Annotated in this window: 19 protein-coding genes and 1 tRNA gene; 14 read left to right on the top strand and 6 right to left on the bottom strand. The window is 42.5% G+C overall.

Going from position 1 to position 16,568, the window contains the following annotated elements; translation table 11 throughout:
- Positions 1-178 precede the first annotated feature (178 nt).
- Positions 179-1,183 carry a YpdA family putative bacillithiol disulfide reductase gene (locus BM202_RS32185; protein ID WP_093833995.1) on the top strand — a complete coding sequence of 335 codons (1,005 nt, stop codon included), beginning with the start codon at positions 179-181 and terminating at the stop codon, positions 1,181-1,183.
- 63 nt (positions 1,184-1,246) lie between these two features.
- On the opposite strand, the gene BM202_RS32180 is transcribed toward BM202_RS32185, so the two are convergent.
- From BM202_RS32180 to BM202_RS32170, 3 genes are all read right to left on the bottom strand, one after another.
- The gene (locus BM202_RS32180) at positions 1,247-1,798 is read right to left on the bottom strand and encodes an RNA polymerase sigma factor (RefSeq protein WP_093833993.1); all 552 of its coding nucleotides are present in this window, start codon (positions 1,796-1,798) and stop codon (positions 1,247-1,249) included.
- Positions 1,799-2,026: 228 nt separating this feature from the next.
- Positions 2,027-3,334 carry a Gfo/Idh/MocA family protein gene (locus BM202_RS32175; protein WP_093833991.1) on the bottom strand — a complete coding sequence of 436 codons (1,308 nt, stop codon included), beginning with the start codon at positions 3,332-3,334 and terminating at the stop codon, positions 2,027-2,029.
- A 182-nt stretch (positions 3,335-3,516) separates the two neighbouring features.
- A complete protein-coding gene (locus BM202_RS32170) occupies positions 3,517-4,725 on the bottom strand; it encodes a dipeptidase (protein WP_093833989.1) in 1,209 nt (402 codons plus the stop codon).
- A 207-nt stretch (positions 4,726-4,932) separates the two neighbouring features.
- Between BM202_RS32170 and ubiE the strand changes: the two genes are divergently transcribed.
- The 7 genes from ubiE to BM202_RS32135 all read left to right on the top strand — a co-directional run bounded on the left by ubiE (position 4,933) and on the right by BM202_RS32135 (position 9,404).
- Entirely contained in the window at positions 4,933-5,682 is a 750-nt protein-coding gene (gene ubiE, locus BM202_RS32165) for a bifunctional demethylmenaquinone methyltransferase/2-methoxy-6-polyprenyl-1,4-benzoquinol methylase UbiE (RefSeq protein ID WP_093833987.1), read from the top strand.
- Complete coding sequence (gene porT / locus BM202_RS32160; RefSeq protein ID WP_093833985.1) at positions 5,619-6,398, top strand: type IX secretion/gliding motility protein PorT/SprT; 780 nt, start codon at positions 5,619-5,621, stop codon at positions 6,396-6,398. Before ubiE ends, porT begins: the two co-directional genes overlap by 64 nt.
- Positions 6,399-6,510: 112 nt before the next feature.
- Positions 6,511-6,585: transfer RNA gene (locus tag BM202_RS32155), tRNA-Val, on the top strand.
- A 239-nt stretch (positions 6,586-6,824) separates the two neighbouring features.
- Complete coding sequence (locus BM202_RS32150) at positions 6,825-8,174, top strand: hypothetical protein (RefSeq protein ID WP_093833983.1); 1,350 nt, start codon at positions 6,825-6,827, stop codon at positions 8,172-8,174.
- On the top strand, positions 8,171-8,827 hold the full coding sequence (locus BM202_RS32145) for a hypothetical protein (protein ID WP_093833981.1): 657 nt from the start codon (positions 8,171-8,173) through the stop codon (positions 8,825-8,827). The genes BM202_RS32150 and BM202_RS32145 overlap by 4 nt, the downstream gene beginning before the upstream one ends.
- 35 nt (positions 8,828-8,862) lie before the next feature.
- The gene (locus BM202_RS32140) at positions 8,863-9,132 is read left to right on the top strand and encodes a helix-turn-helix domain-containing protein (protein ID WP_093833979.1); all 270 of its coding nucleotides are present in this window, start codon (positions 8,863-8,865) and stop codon (positions 9,130-9,132) included.
- Between the two features lie 2 nt (positions 9,133-9,134).
- The gene (locus BM202_RS32135) at positions 9,135-9,404 is read left to right on the top strand and encodes a hypothetical protein (protein ID WP_093833977.1); all 270 of its coding nucleotides are present in this window, start codon (positions 9,135-9,137) and stop codon (positions 9,402-9,404) included.
- A 6-nt stretch (positions 9,405-9,410) separates the two neighbouring features.
- On the opposite strand, the gene BM202_RS32130 is transcribed toward BM202_RS32135, so the two are convergent.
- On the bottom strand, positions 9,411-10,046 hold the full coding sequence (locus BM202_RS32130) for a hypothetical protein (protein WP_093833975.1): 636 nt from the start codon (positions 10,044-10,046) through the stop codon (positions 9,411-9,413).
- Between the two features lie 85 nt (positions 10,047-10,131).
- Here BM202_RS32130 and BM202_RS32125 point away from each other — a divergent pair, with 85 nt between their 5' ends.
- The gene (locus BM202_RS32125; protein WP_093833973.1) at positions 10,132-10,767 is read left to right on the top strand and encodes a hypothetical protein; all 636 of its coding nucleotides are present in this window, start codon (positions 10,132-10,134) and stop codon (positions 10,765-10,767) included.
- 102 nt (positions 10,768-10,869) lie between these two features.
- Complete coding sequence (locus BM202_RS32120; RefSeq protein WP_218160637.1) at positions 10,870-11,037, top strand: DUF4113 domain-containing protein; 168 nt, start codon at positions 10,870-10,872, stop codon at positions 11,035-11,037.
- Here the strand turns inward: BM202_RS32120 and BM202_RS32115 are convergent.
- A complete protein-coding gene (locus tag BM202_RS32115) occupies positions 11,034-11,348 on the bottom strand; it encodes a hypothetical protein (RefSeq protein ID WP_093833969.1) in 315 nt (104 codons plus the stop codon). The genes BM202_RS32120 and BM202_RS32115 overlap by 4 nt on opposite strands.
- Positions 11,349-12,134: 786 nt before the next feature.
- On the opposite strand from BM202_RS32115, the gene BM202_RS32110 reads away from it, so the two are divergent.
- The 4 genes from BM202_RS32110 to BM202_RS37610 all read left to right on the top strand — a co-directional run bounded on the left by BM202_RS32110 (position 12,135) and on the right by BM202_RS37610 (position 16,273).
- Positions 12,135-13,133, top strand: coding sequence for an AAA family ATPase (locus tag BM202_RS32110; RefSeq protein ID WP_093833967.1), 999 nt, complete (start codon positions 12,135-12,137; stop codon positions 13,131-13,133).
- 2 nt (positions 13,134-13,135) lie between these two features.
- Positions 13,136-14,536 carry a S8 family serine peptidase gene (locus tag BM202_RS38855; protein ID WP_218160636.1) on the top strand — a complete coding sequence of 467 codons (1,401 nt, stop codon included), beginning with the start codon at positions 13,136-13,138 and terminating at the stop codon, positions 14,534-14,536.
- The gene (locus tag BM202_RS38555; RefSeq protein WP_317039738.1) at positions 14,424-15,614 is read left to right on the top strand and encodes a S8 family serine peptidase; all 1,191 of its coding nucleotides are present in this window, start codon (positions 14,424-14,426) and stop codon (positions 15,612-15,614) included. The genes BM202_RS38855 and BM202_RS38555 overlap by 113 nt, the downstream gene beginning before the upstream one ends.
- A 293-nt stretch (positions 15,615-15,907) precedes the next feature.
- Positions 15,908-16,273 carry a hypothetical protein gene (locus tag BM202_RS37610; RefSeq protein WP_093833965.1) on the top strand — a complete coding sequence of 122 codons (366 nt, stop codon included), beginning with the start codon at positions 15,908-15,910 and terminating at the stop codon, positions 16,271-16,273.
- Position 16,274: 1 nt separating this feature from the next.
- Here BM202_RS37610 and BM202_RS32090 read toward each other — a convergent pair.
- A partial coding sequence (locus tag BM202_RS32090; protein ID WP_317039737.1) for a transposase occupies positions 16,275-16,568 on the bottom strand: 294 nt, incomplete at its 5' end.

Below are 16,568 nucleotides of genomic sequence, written 5' to 3'. Positions count from 1 at the left end.
GAATTCCTCATCTGGTAAAAAAGGCAGATTCAATTAAACCTTTGAGCCCTTTATAACTGTTAGAAACGTAGCGCGGGTGGAAACCCGCCAGTTGTATTTATAAAGCACGGGTTTTCACGGCAGCGGCACGGTATCGCATCGGCGCACCAGCCGTCGTGGGACCGTCCGCGTTACAATCATGCAAGTTTACGACGTTATTATTGTTGGTGGTGGCCCCTGTGGACTGGCTGCTGGTATCGAAGCCACTAAAGCAGGGCTGAGTCATCTGATTCTGGAAATGGGGAGTTTGACCGAATCTATTCGGCAATACCCTCGCCGAATGCGCTTTTTCTCAACGGCCGAAAATATTGAAATCGGCGGGTTGCCATTTGCCATTTCGGATGTAAAAGCGGGTCGTAACGAGGCTCTTCAATATTACCGAAAAACAGCCGCCTACTATCACCTGAATTTCAAGTTATTTCAGGAAGTTTGGGATGTTCAGAAAGAGGGGGACGTGTTTGTTATTAACACCAAAGCTGGTGACCAATACTACGCTCACAAGGTAATTATGGCCACAGGCTATTTCACCCGGCCGCGCTGGCTCAATATTCCGGGCGAAAATCTGCCGCACGTCTCGCATTATTACGACGAACCGTTTAAATACTCGTTTACGAACGTAGTAATCATTGGTGCGTCGAATTCGGCAGTCGAAGCAGCGTTAGAACTGTACCGGCACGATGTAAACGTAACGATTGTGCATCGGGGTGAAGATTTCCGCAACACGGTGAAATACTGGCTTGTGCCGGATGTCAAAAACCGGGTGAAGGAAGGTCGGATAAAAACGGTGTTTGATTCGTGTGTGACACACATCGACGAAAAAACAGTAACGATCAATAACCTGAAGACGGGCGAAGAAAGCCAATTGCCAGCCGATTTTGTGTTCGTACTGACGGGTTATATTCCTGACGCTGAGTTACTGCGTCGTTGTGGGATCGAGCTTGACCCGGTTACGCAGGTTCCCGTCTACAACAAGGAGAGTTTTGAGACCACCGTGCCAGGCTTGTATGTTTGTGGTACCGTAATGGCCGGAATCTATACGGAGAAGGTTTTTATTGAAAATGGTCGTGAACATGCACAAGCCATTATTGACCACATTATGGGTCGGGAAGTTCACAAGGTAGCGGAGCTAATTCAGCGGATTTGATACGCTTCGCTGAGATAGCTTTTCGATTGTTCTCTAACTGCTACGTTGATTAATGTTCAGCAATTAGTTTACTTGTTCAATCAAACACAGTCGTTGTAATTTCTCCCGGCTCCGTTTGATTCGCATCTTTACCGTACTGAGTTTCAGGCTGTAGATCTGAGCAATTTTTTCAGCGCTGATTCCTTCTTCATACTTCAACCTAAGTAAGGTCTGCTCCTGAAGAGAAAGACTGGCAAATGCCCGCTGGAACAACTGAAGCGTTTCTTCCTGCCTGGCGTCTTCCCTGAAGTCAGGTAAATTCTGCTCGAAGTTTTCGTTGAGGCTCATCGTAGTAAACCGTTTCGCCAGGCGTAGCTGATCTGAGCAATAGTTGTAGGCGATCGAATGAAGCCAGGTAGAAAAACTGGAGCGTTCCTGAAAAGCATTCAGTTTGTCAAATGCTTTAATAAATATGTCATGGGTGAAATCCTGCGCTTTTTCGGTGTCCTTAGTCATGTGTAGACATCGTCGGTAAACCTTACCAACATAGCGTTCGTAAAGAGCTTCAAAACATTGGTCAGGTTGACTTGGCAGGTAGTGACGAATCATTTCTTCGTCAGTTAGTATCAGTTTCACGGAAATAAATAAGTTTAGAGTTAAAATAATTCCTAAACTTACTAATATGTAAATTATTTATTTGTTAAAATTTAGTAAAATTCCGTTGTTATTTATTAAACGTAGCGAATGGTATATTTAACATTAAATTTGCACCTATTTTCTTGGATAAGATAGTTTAGAATAAGCATGAGGTATTGGCAACTGACCTAAAAGCTCCGCGTCAAAATGACGCGGAGCTTTTAGGTTTTAAGTCGGATACTGCCACTCGCCCCGGTAGGCTCTGCTAAGCAGTTTATTCGCTTCAGGATCGTTGGGGATCTGACTCCCATCCCACTCAACGCTACGTCCGAGTTTCATGGATAACATACCCAGAAGGGCCATATTGGTAGAGCGATGACCAATTTCGATGTCGCAGATGGGCAGTTTATTGGTTTTAATGCTATCGAGAAAGTTATCCCAAAGTTGTGCGATGTTCTGATCGTCGGGTTTATTGAGCTGGGGTTCCTGGTGAATAACTGGCTTTTTCGGGTCTGATGGGTAGAAAGTCCAGCCATCCAGCCAGCCCATGTGAAACGTACCTTCAGTCCCGTAAAAATATACGCCTACAGCTTGTTGTGGATGCGTCTTCTCGGCGGTATTGCCCGCAAAAGCCCGTTGCTCCCAAATAGCCGTAAAGTTTTCGAATTCGTACGTAGCAACCTGGTGATCAGGCGCATCGGTACTGTCTTTTCTAATAGGCCGACCTCCGGTGGAGTAAACTTTGCGTGGATGCTTTTCATCTGTCCACCACAGAATCTGATCCAGCCAGTGAATACCCCAATCGCCAAGTGTACCATTGGCGTAATCTAGAAAATTACGCCAGCCTCTGGGGTGCATCGCCGGATTATAGGCTCGTAACGGGGCCGGTCCGCACCACATGTTCCAGTCCATTTCTTTGGGAGCGTCACCATCGGGCGTGGGCTGACCGGCTCCACCCCCATAGTAGACAAAGGCCCGTGCCATCCCAATTTGACCCGCTTTGCCTGATTTCAGAAATTCCATGCCTGAAACGTTGTGGGGCGATACACGCCGGTGCATGCCAACCTGGCAAATGCGTCCCGTTTGGCGAGCCGTTTTTACCATTGCCTTGCCTTCATTAATGGTATGCGAAATTGGCTTTTCAACATAAACGTGTGCTCCCACTTTCATGGCTGCGATAGCGGCAAGCGGATGCCAGTGATCGGGCGTGGCAACAATAACAATCTCGGGCTTTTCGGTCGCCAGCATTTCCCGATAATCCCGGTAAAGCTTAGGCTTATCAGAGGTTAGTTTGCTGAGTTCATCGCTGGTCTTTTGAAGCTGGCGCGTGTCTACGTCGCAGAGCGCAACGATTTTCGACTGGCCCGCCTGCACAGCACAACGCAGAATATTACCACCCCACCAGCCCGTCCCAATCACCGCCGTACGGTATTTCTGAGCCGGTTGACGGGTAATAAAGGCCCGAACCTGGACGGGATCGGTAATAAGCGAAGCACCAGCAAGAGCAGACGTTTTCAGAAAGTCAGAGCGATTCATTGGCAAAAGCAAGATTAGCGTTTATGACGTTAACAGACCCATAGATTGGCCTTTGCTACGTTAAAGCTGAACCCGCTGCATTTTTACCGTCACTTTCCCAAACCACCTGGAAGAGATTTTCTACGTAAATCTCCGATGAGCAGACGCACAACGAAAGCGAAATTAAAGTTTTGTCATGATAGTTACTGCGCCACCTTTGCCTGTCCCAGCACACGTAGCAGATTGCCCCCCCAGATTTTGGCAATATCCGCTTCGGAATACTTTCGACGAACGAGTTCAGCCGTTAGATTCTCAATCTGACTTACATCTTCGAGCCCATTAACACCACCGCCCCCGTCGAAATCGCTGCCGATGCCTGCATGGTCGATGCCAACCAGTTTAACAATGTGGTCAATATGGTCTGCAATATCCGACAAACTGGCCCGTTCCGAGGCATAGAGTTTCGATACTGAATCGCTTTGTGCAGCTATGCGAGTTTCCATATCGGGTGTGGCTACCTTGCCTACCCGCGACATGCGAATTTTAGTTTTAGCGGCCCGGTGGGCATCGGATGGCTTTTTGAGGTAATCACTCACAAAATTCACCTGGACTACCCCCCCTTTTGCGGCAATAGCCCTGATCATGTCGTCGGTCATGTTACGGGGGAAATCGCACAAGGCCCGGCAGTTGGAGTGAGAGGCAATAACGGGCGCTTTTGACAGGGCTAAGGCATCATAGAACGTACTATCGGCCACGTGCGATACGTCGATCAGAATACCCAGTCGGTTCATCTCAGGCACAACTTTCTTACCGAAGTCGCTCAAACCGCCGTATATCGGCCCATCAGGATCAGTAGAGGAGTCGCCAATGAGGTTATTAGCAAAGTGGGTGAGCGTGATATACCGGCAACCAAGATCGTAATACGTTTTGAGCATAGCCAAATCATTTCCAATCGGATACCCGTTTTCCATACCAATAAAAACTGCCCGTTTGCCTGCTTTTTTAATCCGGTAGGCATCGGCAGGCGACGTAGCAAGTTCGGCTAGATTGGGGTATTTTTTCAGAGCTTTATGAATCAAGTCAAACTGGTTCAATGCATTCCGTTTGGCTTCGGCATGACCTGAATCAGTACGTGGTCCCTGCGATGTATAGACAGCAAAAAACATAGCATCCATACCGCCCTGCTTCATGCGTGGAAAGTCAATCTGCGATTGGTCCCGTTTGGTATCATGCGCTACACCAACATCAAAACCGGGTTGTTGCATCATAATCGGTGCATCGGCGTGTGTATCGAGCGTCAGCACCTGTTTATGAATTTTACGGGCTTTTTTTACAATTGGGTCATCATCAGCGGGTAAATGAGTCGTAAAAGAAGCAAAGGCCAGCACAGCAGCAAGAATGAAGGGAGACATAGTGAATCAGGTTGTATGAAGAGAATGACACTAAGTCGAAACTACGCATTGCCCAACGAAATGCCAAACTTTCGCCGAGAACACACTGTTATCGCACTACCTTTGTAAAAGAGCGAAAGAGCGAATGAAAGAGCGGTTTATAAGCGCCTTTTACTCGCTCTACACCGACAATCCGGTTTCGCTCTTTCATTCTTTTGCTCTTTCAACATGGCCGTCGTCCCTTATAAAGACAAAGACACCTCCAAGCGCGACCAAGTCGCGGAGATGTTTGATACTATTTCGCCAAAATATGATCTACTGAATCACGTATTGAGTGGTGGGATTGACATTCTATGGCGCAAACGGGCGATTCGTGAACTCCGAACATCAAAGACACCGTCTTTTGCTCCCCAGACTATTTTGGATGTGGCTAGTGGAACGGGAGACTTCGCTATCGAAGCATTGACCCTAAAGCCTAAAAAAATTATTGGTGTCGACATCTCAGAGGGCATGCTGGCCATTGGCAGAGAGAAAATGAAAAAGCGTGGCCTCGACCATATAATTGAAATGCGGGCGGGTGATTCAGAAGGTTTGCCCTTCGCAGACAATGAATTCGACGCTGTCATCGTTTCGTTTGGTGTGCGCAACTTCGAGAATTTGCTTAAAGGCTTGACTGATATGCACCGCGTAACACGTCCTGGGGGGGTGTGCGTAGTGCTGGAATTCTCGAACCCGCGCCAATTTCCGTTTAAACAACTATACAGTTTTTACTCCCGTACCATCCTGCCGCTCATTGGGCGTGTAGTAAGCAAAGACGCGTCGGCATATACATATCTGCCTGAATCTGTGCAGGCATTCCCCGACGGCTCCAACTTTCTACGTATCTATGAAGCATCAGGATTTACCAACACCAAATGGATACCGCTCACCTTCGGCGTTGCATCAATTTACATAGGTCACAAGCTGGCCAAGTCCTGATACGTTCCGTTTTTAAGTATTCGGCGCATGTCGGCATAGCCATCATACTCAGTCTGGTTGCACTTGAAAGTCAGGCTCAGACATCGTACAAATACGTCCGTAAGCACCTTGAACGCTACGATGACAAAACCATTCATTATGGTTTTTTCTTCGCAGCTCCTGTCACTCGTTTCAGTGTTGGTCATAGCCCATCGTTTTTGAATGCTGATTCGGCTTACCGGATCTATTCGCCCAACAGGCCAGCCTTTCGGGTGGGTTTGCTCATCAATGCTTATCTGGATGATCGCTTCGATTTACGGGTGACACCTTCGGTTTCGCTCCTCAGTCGCGAAATAACGTATGATTATCCCAACAGCGCGTCAAAAACCGAACTTCGAGAATCTACCTGGATTGATCTTCCAGTGCTACTGAAATACAAATCCGAACGACGTAACAACTCTCGTATGTATTTATTGGCGGGGGGTACATTCAGTATTGAAAGTAACGTACGTAAAAAAGAAGCCATAGGCGCCAGTCGGCTCAGCATGGGCACCATGGATTTTGCGATAGAATATGGTATCGGGTTTGATCAGTTCTTCGAATTTTTCAAGTTTGCTCCCGAACTTCGTTTCTCTCATGGTCTCATTAACCTTTATCAACCCACTACTAATTCGGCGGGTATTGGTATCAACCGACTCACAACGCATTCATTCACTTTATATTTGAATTTCGAGTAGCTGATTCACTATTGGCTATCAGATAATTACAAAAAACTTTAATTTTTTTCTGGCTTGGACTTGCATAAAGACGGTTTAACTGCCTATATTTGCACTCCCAAACACAAAGAAAGGGAGTTTAGCTCAGCTGGTTCAGAGCATCTGCCTTACAAGCAGAGGGTCGGCGGTTCGAACCCGTCAACTCCCACTTGATTATCAAGCACTTACAAGTTTTATCTTGTAAGTGCTTTTTTGTTTGCACAAGATTTGCATAAGACACACTGTTTATCAACAATATTCAGAAAGAAAGCAGATACAAGCGGGCGAAAACTATATCAAGCACTTCCGGGAATTTCTCTATGGAACTGATATTATCTTTCCTGAGAAATATAAGTAATTTTAAATGTTTTGACGATATTTAATTATACATCTTAATCTCGAATCAAGATGACTTGGGGGAAATTTGCTGCTTCCGTTATAATATGTTTGCATTGTTCATATGCTATTTTAGCACAAGGTAAGTTTGACCCAGTAATTCACCAATTAGGGCCGTTTTGTGAAGGGAAGATTTTTGAGATAGGCATGTTGGATGAATTTTCATGTTTTCATATAACATTCGGTTCACGATATTGCGCTAGTCCGGTACCCTACCGGGCAGAAGACAGGTCAGAAAATATCCAGGTAGCTGGCGGTAATCCTATAAGCCGTAGAGTTTGGCGAACCTATACAAATGATGGCATAAATTACATTAAAGTTTGGTTGTATACTTTTAAAGCCGAAAAGAGCGCAGAGATTACAATTACTTGTAATAGTCCAGTTGACGTTGACATTCCAGAAGGATGCACAACAACAGAAAAAAGTTATATACAACAAAGGACTTACATATATCAATTTGAGGTTGTTCCCAAGCCGCCTACCCCATCTTTATCAGTAGAAAGATATATTAGCCCAGGTTCAGTAAACTTTATTGCCACTGGATGCCCAACAAACAAAGAAGGCTATGATTATCGATGGAATGAAGTCATTTGTCGGGACAACCCTAACGAAAATTTTTATTTTGGTAGCAAGGATGGAAAACGTATAGGAGCAGGAGGGGCCAATTATCGTGTCTTATGCAGTGCCCTTAATGGAGCCTGTATTAGCGATCCCAGTGATTTTGAAAGAGGCATTTCATACACTCCTCCATCTGATGATTGTATACCTGATGAGTTTGCAAATCAAATTGCGAGGATCGAAGATATAAAAAGACCTTCTGATCCAGGCCCAATATCTCTCTATCATAATTTCCCCGTAGAGACACAAATTTGTGATAAATCTGTCGACCCAAACTGCACTGTAGAGAATGTTTTCAACACAATGATAAGTGAGAATCAATTTATTACACCAATCCCATCAGATCTACCTGGAATAGACTTTTTCGATGTTGATAAAAACTATTCGCCTAAAAATAAAAGCGTCGTATCGTGTGGTGTTGTTAACTTACCTGCTTTGCTTATCGAAAGTTTAATTAAAGCAAATGAAGGAGTATTTACATTATCAAATCCAGTTATGACTTATATTGATAGGTCGAATTATATTGCCATGAATTATACATTATCTGACCATATATTTTCACCAGGTAGAGTTGTCAGGAAAGTTATTCAAATGTGTGATAAAATTTATGTTATAACTATCGGTGAGGGATTAAGTGATATAGGCGCAGATGTTGCATGGATTAATGCAAATTTTGGTGATAATATATTTAGAAGTGTAGATGATCGATTAAAATCCAAGTATGGCGAGAAGTTTCAAAGATGAGAAATATAATTTTACTTTTTGTTGTTTCTATTTTATTTGCCTTAAGTGCATTTGCACAGGAGCCGATTGTTTGGGATAAATTGTACTCTAAGCGTTGGAGGTTGGATGAATCCAGTGTCCTTAGGCCAAATAATCCGGATAAGGGGACTTTGGTTTTATATTCTCGGGGAAATTTTTCCCGAATGAATTTAGACAACAGACAAATGTATTTTAATGAAGATGGTACAGGCAGTGGTTCAGATGTTGAAGGAAACGCGTTTTCTCGTACATGGAAATTCGAAGGTAATAACGGTTTGTGGGCTGAAGGCGATCGTCGACCAGCAGAGGTCGTAAAATTAACAGATAGGGAGTTAATTCTTCAAGTAAAACAAACTTATAAATCACCTTATACTAATGAAGAAGAATTTTTAATTGCTCAAGACAAATATGTTTTGTATGATCCATGTGCGGTATATGAAAGTTTGAGATCAGGTGATTGGAACGATCCAACTCTTTGGACATGTCAACAAATTCCTACAATAAATAATAAAGTACAAATCAATAAAAATCACAAAGTTGTAGTTCCTGATAACTATACAGCTTATGCCCAAACTTTGAGACAAAACGGTAAACTAAATTTAAAACAAAATGCTAAATTAGTGCTAGGAAAATAGTTATCCTGATTTTACCAATATTAAATTCTGTTCAGATGCAAGTTATATGTCTTCAAGACGAAGCTTTTTATGCCCTGATAGAACAAGTTGTTTTCAGGCTCAAAGAGAAAAATGCTTCTAAACAAGACAAGTGGATTTCTGACGATCAGGCAATGCAGTTCCTGAACGTCAAATCAAAGACGACTTTACAGAAGTTGCGAGACGAGGGGAAAATCAGGTTCTCACAGCCACAAAAGAAGATTATCCTTTACGACCGAGATTCAATCGAAGCTTATCTTGAACAAAACGCCCGAAATACATTCTAGCTATGGAAGACGAGGAGAAAGTTGAACTGGACTATCTGAAAGGATTTAATGAGGGATATACAATCTCTCAGCATCAACCGGAACTGGCCGAGAAATTAGCCAATATTGATAGTGATTTCATCCGTCTGGTTGGATTCAAAGACGGACGCAAACAGTACCAGACGGAGCAACTCAAGGAACGTTTGCCCTCCTGGTTAAAAAGTGAGCGTCCGGCACGAGAACAAAACCCACCGACCAAAACCAGAGGCCGTGACATTGAACCTGAAAAATAGGAGTTGTTAATCACGGTCTTTCTCTGGCTGCCGATCATGGGACGGTGCAGGTGAGCGATCTGTTTTTTCAGTGGCTTTAGTATAACCTAGCGACAGCGAAAAACGCGCCGACATGGACATTGCTGTCTTATCCTGTTGTTTGAGGGCTTGCTTATCCTGCTTTTCAGGTTGTATTGTCTGTTTTAAGGCTTCCTTGCGTTCAGCTGCTTTTGCCACCAATTCAGCATCCATAAAGTCCTGAGATTGTTCAATCTCTTTACGGACGCCTTTTTCGTCCAGACGCTCTTCTTTCATCAACGTCCGGTAGGGGTTAGGAAAAAGGGCTTCGCGCACATTGTCCCGAACGACCCTGCCCGCCTTATTGTCTCCCTGTCGCGTATCGGCTTCCGTTTTAGCCAATGTGTCTTCTTTGATCTGATCCTGTCTTTCTTTTAAAGCGGCTATAGTTCGGGCACGGCTCCCCGGTACGACCCGTCCAATGAAATGCGGTGGATTGTATCGTAAGGTGTGCCCCTGTTCCTTTGGGATGTTTTTAATCTGGTCGTCTATCTGTTGCAGACGTTCGGTTGTCTCGTTCAGGCGTTCCTGGACGTGTTCGTATCCATCAGGAAATGTCCCTTCATTATCCCCTATCTGACCCATCTCATTGTCATTTTTTCGTTGAAAATCAGAATACTTATGCTAATATAAGAAAATCGAGTGGTGCTTTATTGGCTTGGAAATAAAAATGACCTGGCAACAGAAAATCATTAGTGAACGCTACAGCGGTGATGCCAAACGGTTCGAGGCCGATTTCGCCGAGGCTGTGACCGAAGGCAATTTACATGCCGTTCATTGGGACGATCTGATCGTTGATGCGACAACATTGCCTGAATTGAAAGAGGCCGGGCGTGAACTGATCGAAATTAATCTGGGCTACCTTCCACCCGACAATGTGATGCTGCCTTATGAGCCCTATTTGCGTGCGCTGATTCAAGCCTACTGGCAGAGTGCTATTGCTGGGGATGAGTTCCTGGATCAATTGGAAGAGCATATTAAATTGATTCGTAACGCTGACATGAAGCATAACACCTGCCTGACCTACGATGAGGAAATATACCAGAACTTTCATAAGACCTATGCGCCTTATGGGTGTGCTGTCAGAGAAAGGCTGATACGATTCTTGGGTTACGAACCGCAACTTGAACATTCGCTCATCGCCGAAATGTGGCTGAGAGACATTATGGCCGATGATACGTACCGCTTTCCTGATGAGATAACGCCAGATGACATTCGGGCGATGACATTGGTGAAGTATCGGGAAATCCTGTTACAGGATGGCAAGGAGGTTGCTGATTTATCACCTCTTTTCCCTATAAGATAAATCAAGCGTAACCATTAATTGATATTAGTCATAGAAAATTTAGCTTGGTTGATTGCTACCGTAAAGCTTAGTAGTATATTCGACACGACCGACCGCGCAAAGTTGAAAGACCTGTCAGAAGTGATGGACTGTCTAAACGGTAAGTTTGGCCGTGATACGGTTGTCTTTGCCGCGCAGAAAACAAGCCATGACTGGCAACCAAAATTTGAGCGGCGCAGCCCGAATTTTACAACGGACTGGCGTGACATGCCCAAAATTCAGCTTGATTAAATTGATATTGTGTCCCAGCCTTTCGGTTTTCCACCGTGAAAGAGAATATCGTTGAAATCAATATTGTAATAAGGTTCTTTACAATCATGTATGCGCTGTTTTGTTACTTCGATATCAACTCCATTTTTCAATCTATCGTCACCTACATAGGTGTAAGGTATTCTGATGATAACATGAGGGTTCAACTCCTTTATCTGATATTCAAGCCCATCGTAACGAGTGGATTTGCTATCAAAATCGTAACTGGCCTTTAGTCCAGTTACTTGACATTTTTCGACTTCGGCTCCCGGTGCCTGATTGGCCATTCCCATAGCGGATAGATAGTTAGATACTATTGCTCTAACGGACATCCATATACGTTTGGTTCCAATCTGAAAGAATTTAAAACTAACGGGCAGACATATGCTTGTCGCTCAAAGGACACATCACAAATAGTAGACGAAGCACGAAAGTAGAATTCCATGTTATACGACTGATCGGCGAGAGTTACCGAAAATATAACTTGAATACGTATGAGTGGGGTCAGGGAATTATTGTAGTATCTTTCGCACTAACTGTACTTATACATTCAGGATCACTTTGGAGCCAATAGTTATTTTAATGGCTAAAGGTTAACTGACCCTACTCTGTCGCAATTGCATTGATGCGATCATGATTACGCCGATCTAGAAAATGATTATAAACTAGGCAAGATCATCTCTGTTTTACCTGTACTCGGGTAAGAGATTGAATCATGATAACCAGTGTTGGGCCTAAATCCAAATTTCTCGACGATATAGAGTTTAAGTACGGCTTAGGAAACTGAAGCCTAACTTGTATTTAAAGACTATCTGTAATATGATCTATTTGTATTTACCTTCAAAATTAGTGTATTGATCTTATACAATAAACTGGTTTGATATTGTAAACTAGGAAAGACATAAATGATATTGAATGAGAATAAGTGTTTAATTTTCAGGTATTTGACTTAATAAATTTTGACAATAAATAGTTTAAAATTGGATGATTTGCCTAAATAAATTGTTAAAAATGTAAGCAGTATAAGAGAAAATAATGTTAGCTTTTTTTCAATATAGTTTGGTATAATTTGTGAAGTTATGAATCAGGAACTGTTAACGCGCTTATTTAAATCTATGGAGGGGGATCATAATTCTCCTCTATTTAAGGTTGCATATAGTATAATTGAGGAAGAAAAGCAAAAAGGACATGGAAAATTAGCTGAAAGGTTGAATTCTATTTTAGTCAACAAGGAGAAGAAAGTTGCGCAAAATGGCCCAGCCCTCAAGTTGATCAAAGATGGCGAATATAAAGTACCTGTTGATAGAAGATATAAGCTTCCTCTTGCTCGACACATAGAGCATGACTATCTACGCCATGAGATGGTACTTTCTGAGGATGTCGAAAAAAAAATCATTCGTATTGAGAAAGAACATTTAGGCCGAGAACGATTAGCACATCATGGCTTAAAGCCGAGAAGAAAAATATTGTTTTATGGCTCTTCGGGCTGTGGCAAAACAATGGCTGCAGAACGAATTGCATGGGACTTAGGACTGCCATTTTACAAGGTACGTTTTGACTCAATCATCTCGTCCTATTTGGGGGAGTCTGCCTCCAACCTAAAAAGCCTATTCGAAAGTATAGTAGACTACCCATGCGTGGTGCTGCTTGATGAGTTTGACATTATTGGAAAGCAGCGAAATGTATCATCGAATGAGGTGGGTGAAATTCATCGGATAGTAAACGTATTATTAGGACTTTTGGAAGAATACGATGGGGAAAGGATATTGGTCGCTACAACAAATCTGGAAAGCAGCTTAGACAAGGCGCTTTTCAGACGATTTGATGACATCGTTGAATTTCAAAAGCCGAAGGAACTTGACATTGAAAATCTACTGAAAATATCATTTTCTGCTTTAAAGATAAATAAGCAAATAAACTTAAAAGAATATTCTGAGAAAATGGTAGGACTTTCTTACGCAATCATAGTGAAGATAGCTAATGACGCAGCAAAAAAGTCCATCATTAACCTCAGGTCAGAGATATCGAAAGATGATATAGATTCTGCGTTCCTTGAAAATGTGGATCATACTAAATAAGAATGGAAAAATTTGCTCACTTAAAACTTGTTATTAGAAAAACGGGCTTAGCAGCATTACTAGGAGGTGGTAAAGAACCGCCTGAAACCAAAAAAAACAAGGCCGACAGACAAGGGCATTCAGGAAAATTGCAGCAATGGGTTGCTGACATAAAATCTAATTGGGAAAGGGATTTTTCGGAACGGGAAGAAAATGAATTAGCTCCATTAGACAAAGATATAGTCACAGTTTTTTTTCAAATAAATCCGAGCTTACTCCTTCCTACATTTGATCTTGAAGCCTTTGGAATTGAGATTATTTCTGAAGAAGAAGATGGTTATATAATTGGGGCATCAGCTGATAACTTCAGGACCCTTGAAGAAAAAATAGCCGGTTTTATCCAAAAGGATCACGCAACGGCCAAAATAGCTGACCTTTGGCAAATTATTGATGGAAACAGAAAAGAATGGCGTGCCAAGCATATTCTGTCAGAAGAATTATTTGCGAAATGGGTTAAAATAAGAGACGATGATCGTTTCAAACTAGAGGTTTCTATTGCCTTCGCAAAACCATTAGGTACGAGACCTGATCCTACTAAAAGGGGTGGAGAGCAAAGACTGCAGAAGTACCTGAAGCATCAGGAGCAAAGAGACGATGCCTTGATGGATAGGCAAAATCACTTCGAAAATTTTATTTCTTTTTACGGCACTTTTCTAAGCAGTCTCGTTGAACTGGGAGACAGCTTTGGTACTCAAGTCGAGATATCAGGTAAAGGCTTGAAAGACTTAGTTGAAAACTATCCTTTCGTTTTCGAAGTCGTTGAAATAGATGAAGCCTCGGTGGAGGAAACAGATGGACAAGAAACGGAAGGAGATGAACTTGAAATTTTGCCGCCCACCGAAGGTGCTCCAATCGTAGGAGTCATTGATAGCGGGATTATGGAAGGGCATAAGTATTTAAATGCTGCAATAGATCATGGGCGATCTGTTTCCTATTTAGATCATGACACATCAACGGCTGATCATGTTCGAGGTGGTGGGCATGGTACCAAGGTTGCCGGAGCCATAATTTTTCCAAGTGGAGTTTCTTCTGTGAGAGGACAATATGCTTTACCTTGTTACATCCGAAATTTGAGGGTTTTAGATGAAAATAACAGCTTGCAGGATCGATATCCTGCTTATCTGATGCAGCGTATTGTTGACGGTAACGAAGACTGCAAACTCTATAACCTTTCCGTTGCCTCAAAAACGCCTTTTAGACTAAAGCATATGTCTTCTTGGGCAGCGGTAATAGATAAGCTTACACAAAGATATATTATTCATTTTATCAGTTGGAAATATTCCGTTTCCCTCTGTAAAAGTATATTTAGAGAAGGGTACAAATTATCCGCTTTATTTAGACAGCCCATTCTGTCGCATAGCTAACCCTGCTCAAAGCAGTTTTGCTATTTCGGTAGGATCAGTCGATCATATTGATTTTGAGAATACCGATTGGAAATCAGTTGCAGCGAAAAATAGTGTTTCAGCATATTCCAGAGTTGGTTATGGAATTTGGGGACATATAAAACCTGACCTTGTGGAATATGGTGGTGGAATAGTAGTTTCAAAAAACGGGTTGTCCAGTATTGCATCAAATTTCGATACTTCTGTAGAATTGATTCAATCGACCCTTCACGGTGGTTCTGCTGTCGGCAAATCAAGTGTAGGCACTTCTTTTAGTACTCCGAAGGTTACGCACATTGCTTCCATTTTAAAACGTCTTTACCCGGATGAAGGGGTTAATTTGATTCGAGCCCTACTGGTTCAGGGAGCGCGTCTTCCTGGCGTTTTATTTTATCACCCTACTACAGATGGAATCAGACAATTGGGTTATGGATTACCTTCTTTGGAGAGGGTAGTTCGGAATTCCGATCATCGGGTGACACTTTATGATACCAATTCTATTGTAGCTACCTCAGCTCACCTTTATTCATTGCGCATCCCTGAGTCTTTGAGAAATCCAGGAAACGAATTTGATGTTCTAATCGAAGTGACTTTGTCTTATACAGCAAATGTTAGAAGGACTAGGCAACGACTAAAGTCATATTTAGGGACTTGGTTAGACTGGACATCATCCAGACTGAACGATAGTTTTGATGCTTTTTCTGAGCGTGCGGTCAAATCAGAAGAGGGGATGAATAGGGAGAATGAAAATAAAGATTCAGCACAAACGATCCAATGGAAGATTAGAGAACGTAGTGATTGGGGAAATATTAGTGGTGTTAACAGAAATCAAAGCAGCCTTCAGAAGGATTGGGTTATATTGAAATCGCATCAGTTACCCGAAGAACTTTCGTTTGCCGTAAGAGGACATAAGGGCTGGGACAAAGATTTTGAGAGTGTGCCTTACGCATTTATTGTGTCTATTGAAGTGTTGGGATCAGAGATACCAATTTACGAAGAAATTAGAACTGAAAATCAAGCAAGTGTAGCTATTGAAAATGAAGTAAGTATAACCGTATAAACTATCATTAGAACAGGACAAATAAGTCATGGCTTTATTTGACCCCGCCCAACCTGGCGCGCTGATTCGCGAAACCTTGGAAGGAATTTTCGAGGAAACAGGCAAAAACTGTCTGTTTAAGAAGTGGCCACAGGCTTAGGCACTGCCTTTGACAACACTACGGTCGAATTTTGGCTGACGGTACAGGAAAATTATGACCTTACACAGGCTAGGCGTAATGTTGACACTACTAATGTGCGCGTATTTTGGAAGTCAAGGACGAATTTATCAGCACATCAACTCTAAGTAATTTAATGAGCGAGACAGAAAATACGCAACAGCAGCCAAAATCCATATTTACAGAGTTTAGCAATAATATCACACTTATTACTGTTGGCGTGCTATCGATAGCATATCTTAATCAGCTTATCTACTATTCTTTTTTCAGTATACCAATTTATAACTATATACAGGTAGGTGAGTTAATAACATTATTTGTACCAGCACTTTTTAATTATCTATTTCAAGGATTATTACCTATTGCAATCATCTATTTTTTATTGAGAACGGTAAATCACATTGAGAAAAGTAAAACTGTATATAACACGAATTCAAATGAAGAGGACAGTTTAGGAATTACAAAGACAATAAATTCAATAAAGAGTATTATAGATTTGTGAGTTAGTCCGTAAAGAATGCTACCTCCTTCTTACGAAAGAAACAGCTTATGCGCTCTCGATCAGCCTGTAAGTAATTCACTTCTTCGAGAACAGCCCCTTGTAACGATTCTAGATCGGCAAAAACTCGGTTTTTCAAGGCTCGTTTAAGCTGGCTCCATACTAACTCCACCGGATTAAGCATGGGACTGTAGGCTGGTAGACGCTCCAAGTGAACCCGGCCCGGCTTTTTATGAAGCCACTCTTTAACGATCTGAGAGCGGTGGATGGCCGCCCCGTCCCAGATTACCAGCAGGTT

The organism is Spirosoma endophyticum, from assembly GCF_900112365.1.
In the GTDB taxonomy this organism is placed as follows: Bacteria; Bacteroidota; Bacteroidia; order Cytophagales; family Spirosomataceae; genus Spirosoma; species Spirosoma endophyticum.
The sequence above is the reverse complement of the archived record's forward strand: the minus strand, read 5'-3'. Positions and strand labels throughout refer to the sequence as shown.

Excerpts from the sequence above, each read along its gene's own strand:
- BM202_RS32185 (WP_093833995.1), top strand. The coding sequence starts at position 179 with ATGCAAGTTTACGACGTTATTATTGTTGGTGGTGGCCCCTGTGGACTG.
- BM202_RS32175 (WP_093833991.1), bottom strand. The coding sequence starts at position 3,334 with ATGAATCGCTCTGACTTTCTGAAAACGTCTGCTCTTGCTGGTGCTTCG.
- BM202_RS32170 (WP_093833989.1), bottom strand. The coding sequence starts at position 4,725 with ATGTCTCCCTTCATTCTTGCTGCTGTGCTGGCCTTTGCTTCTTTTACG.
- ubiE (WP_093833987.1), top strand. The coding sequence starts at position 4,933 with ATGGCCGTCGTCCCTTATAAAGACAAAGACACCTCCAAGCGCGACCAA.
- porT (WP_093833985.1), top strand. The coding sequence starts at position 5,619 with ATGGATACCGCTCACCTTCGGCGTTGCATCAATTTACATAGGTCACAA.
- BM202_RS32150 (WP_093833983.1), top strand. The coding sequence starts at position 6,825 with ATGACTTGGGGGAAATTTGCTGCTTCCGTTATAATATGTTTGCATTGT.
- BM202_RS32145 (WP_093833981.1), top strand. The coding sequence starts at position 8,171 with ATGAGAAATATAATTTTACTTTTTGTTGTTTCTATTTTATTTGCCTTA.
- BM202_RS32140 (WP_093833979.1), top strand. The coding sequence starts at position 8,863 with ATGCAAGTTATATGTCTTCAAGACGAAGCTTTTTATGCCCTGATAGAA.
- BM202_RS32135 (WP_093833977.1), top strand. The coding sequence starts at position 9,135 with ATGGAAGACGAGGAGAAAGTTGAACTGGACTATCTGAAAGGATTTAAT.
- BM202_RS32130 (WP_093833975.1), bottom strand. The coding sequence starts at position 10,046 with ATGGGTCAGATAGGGGATAATGAAGGGACATTTCCTGATGGATACGAA.
- BM202_RS32125 (WP_093833973.1), top strand. The coding sequence starts at position 10,132 with ATGACCTGGCAACAGAAAATCATTAGTGAACGCTACAGCGGTGATGCC.
- BM202_RS32115 (WP_093833969.1), bottom strand. The coding sequence starts at position 11,348 with ATGGGAATGGCCAATCAGGCACCGGGAGCCGAAGTCGAAAAATGTCAA.
- BM202_RS32110 (WP_093833967.1), top strand. The coding sequence starts at position 12,135 with ATGAATCAGGAACTGTTAACGCGCTTATTTAAATCTATGGAGGGGGAT.
- BM202_RS38855 (WP_218160636.1), top strand. The coding sequence starts at position 13,136 with ATGGAAAAATTTGCTCACTTAAAACTTGTTATTAGAAAAACGGGCTTA.
- BM202_RS37610 (WP_093833965.1), top strand. The coding sequence starts at position 15,908 with ATGAGCGAGACAGAAAATACGCAACAGCAGCCAAAATCCATATTTACA.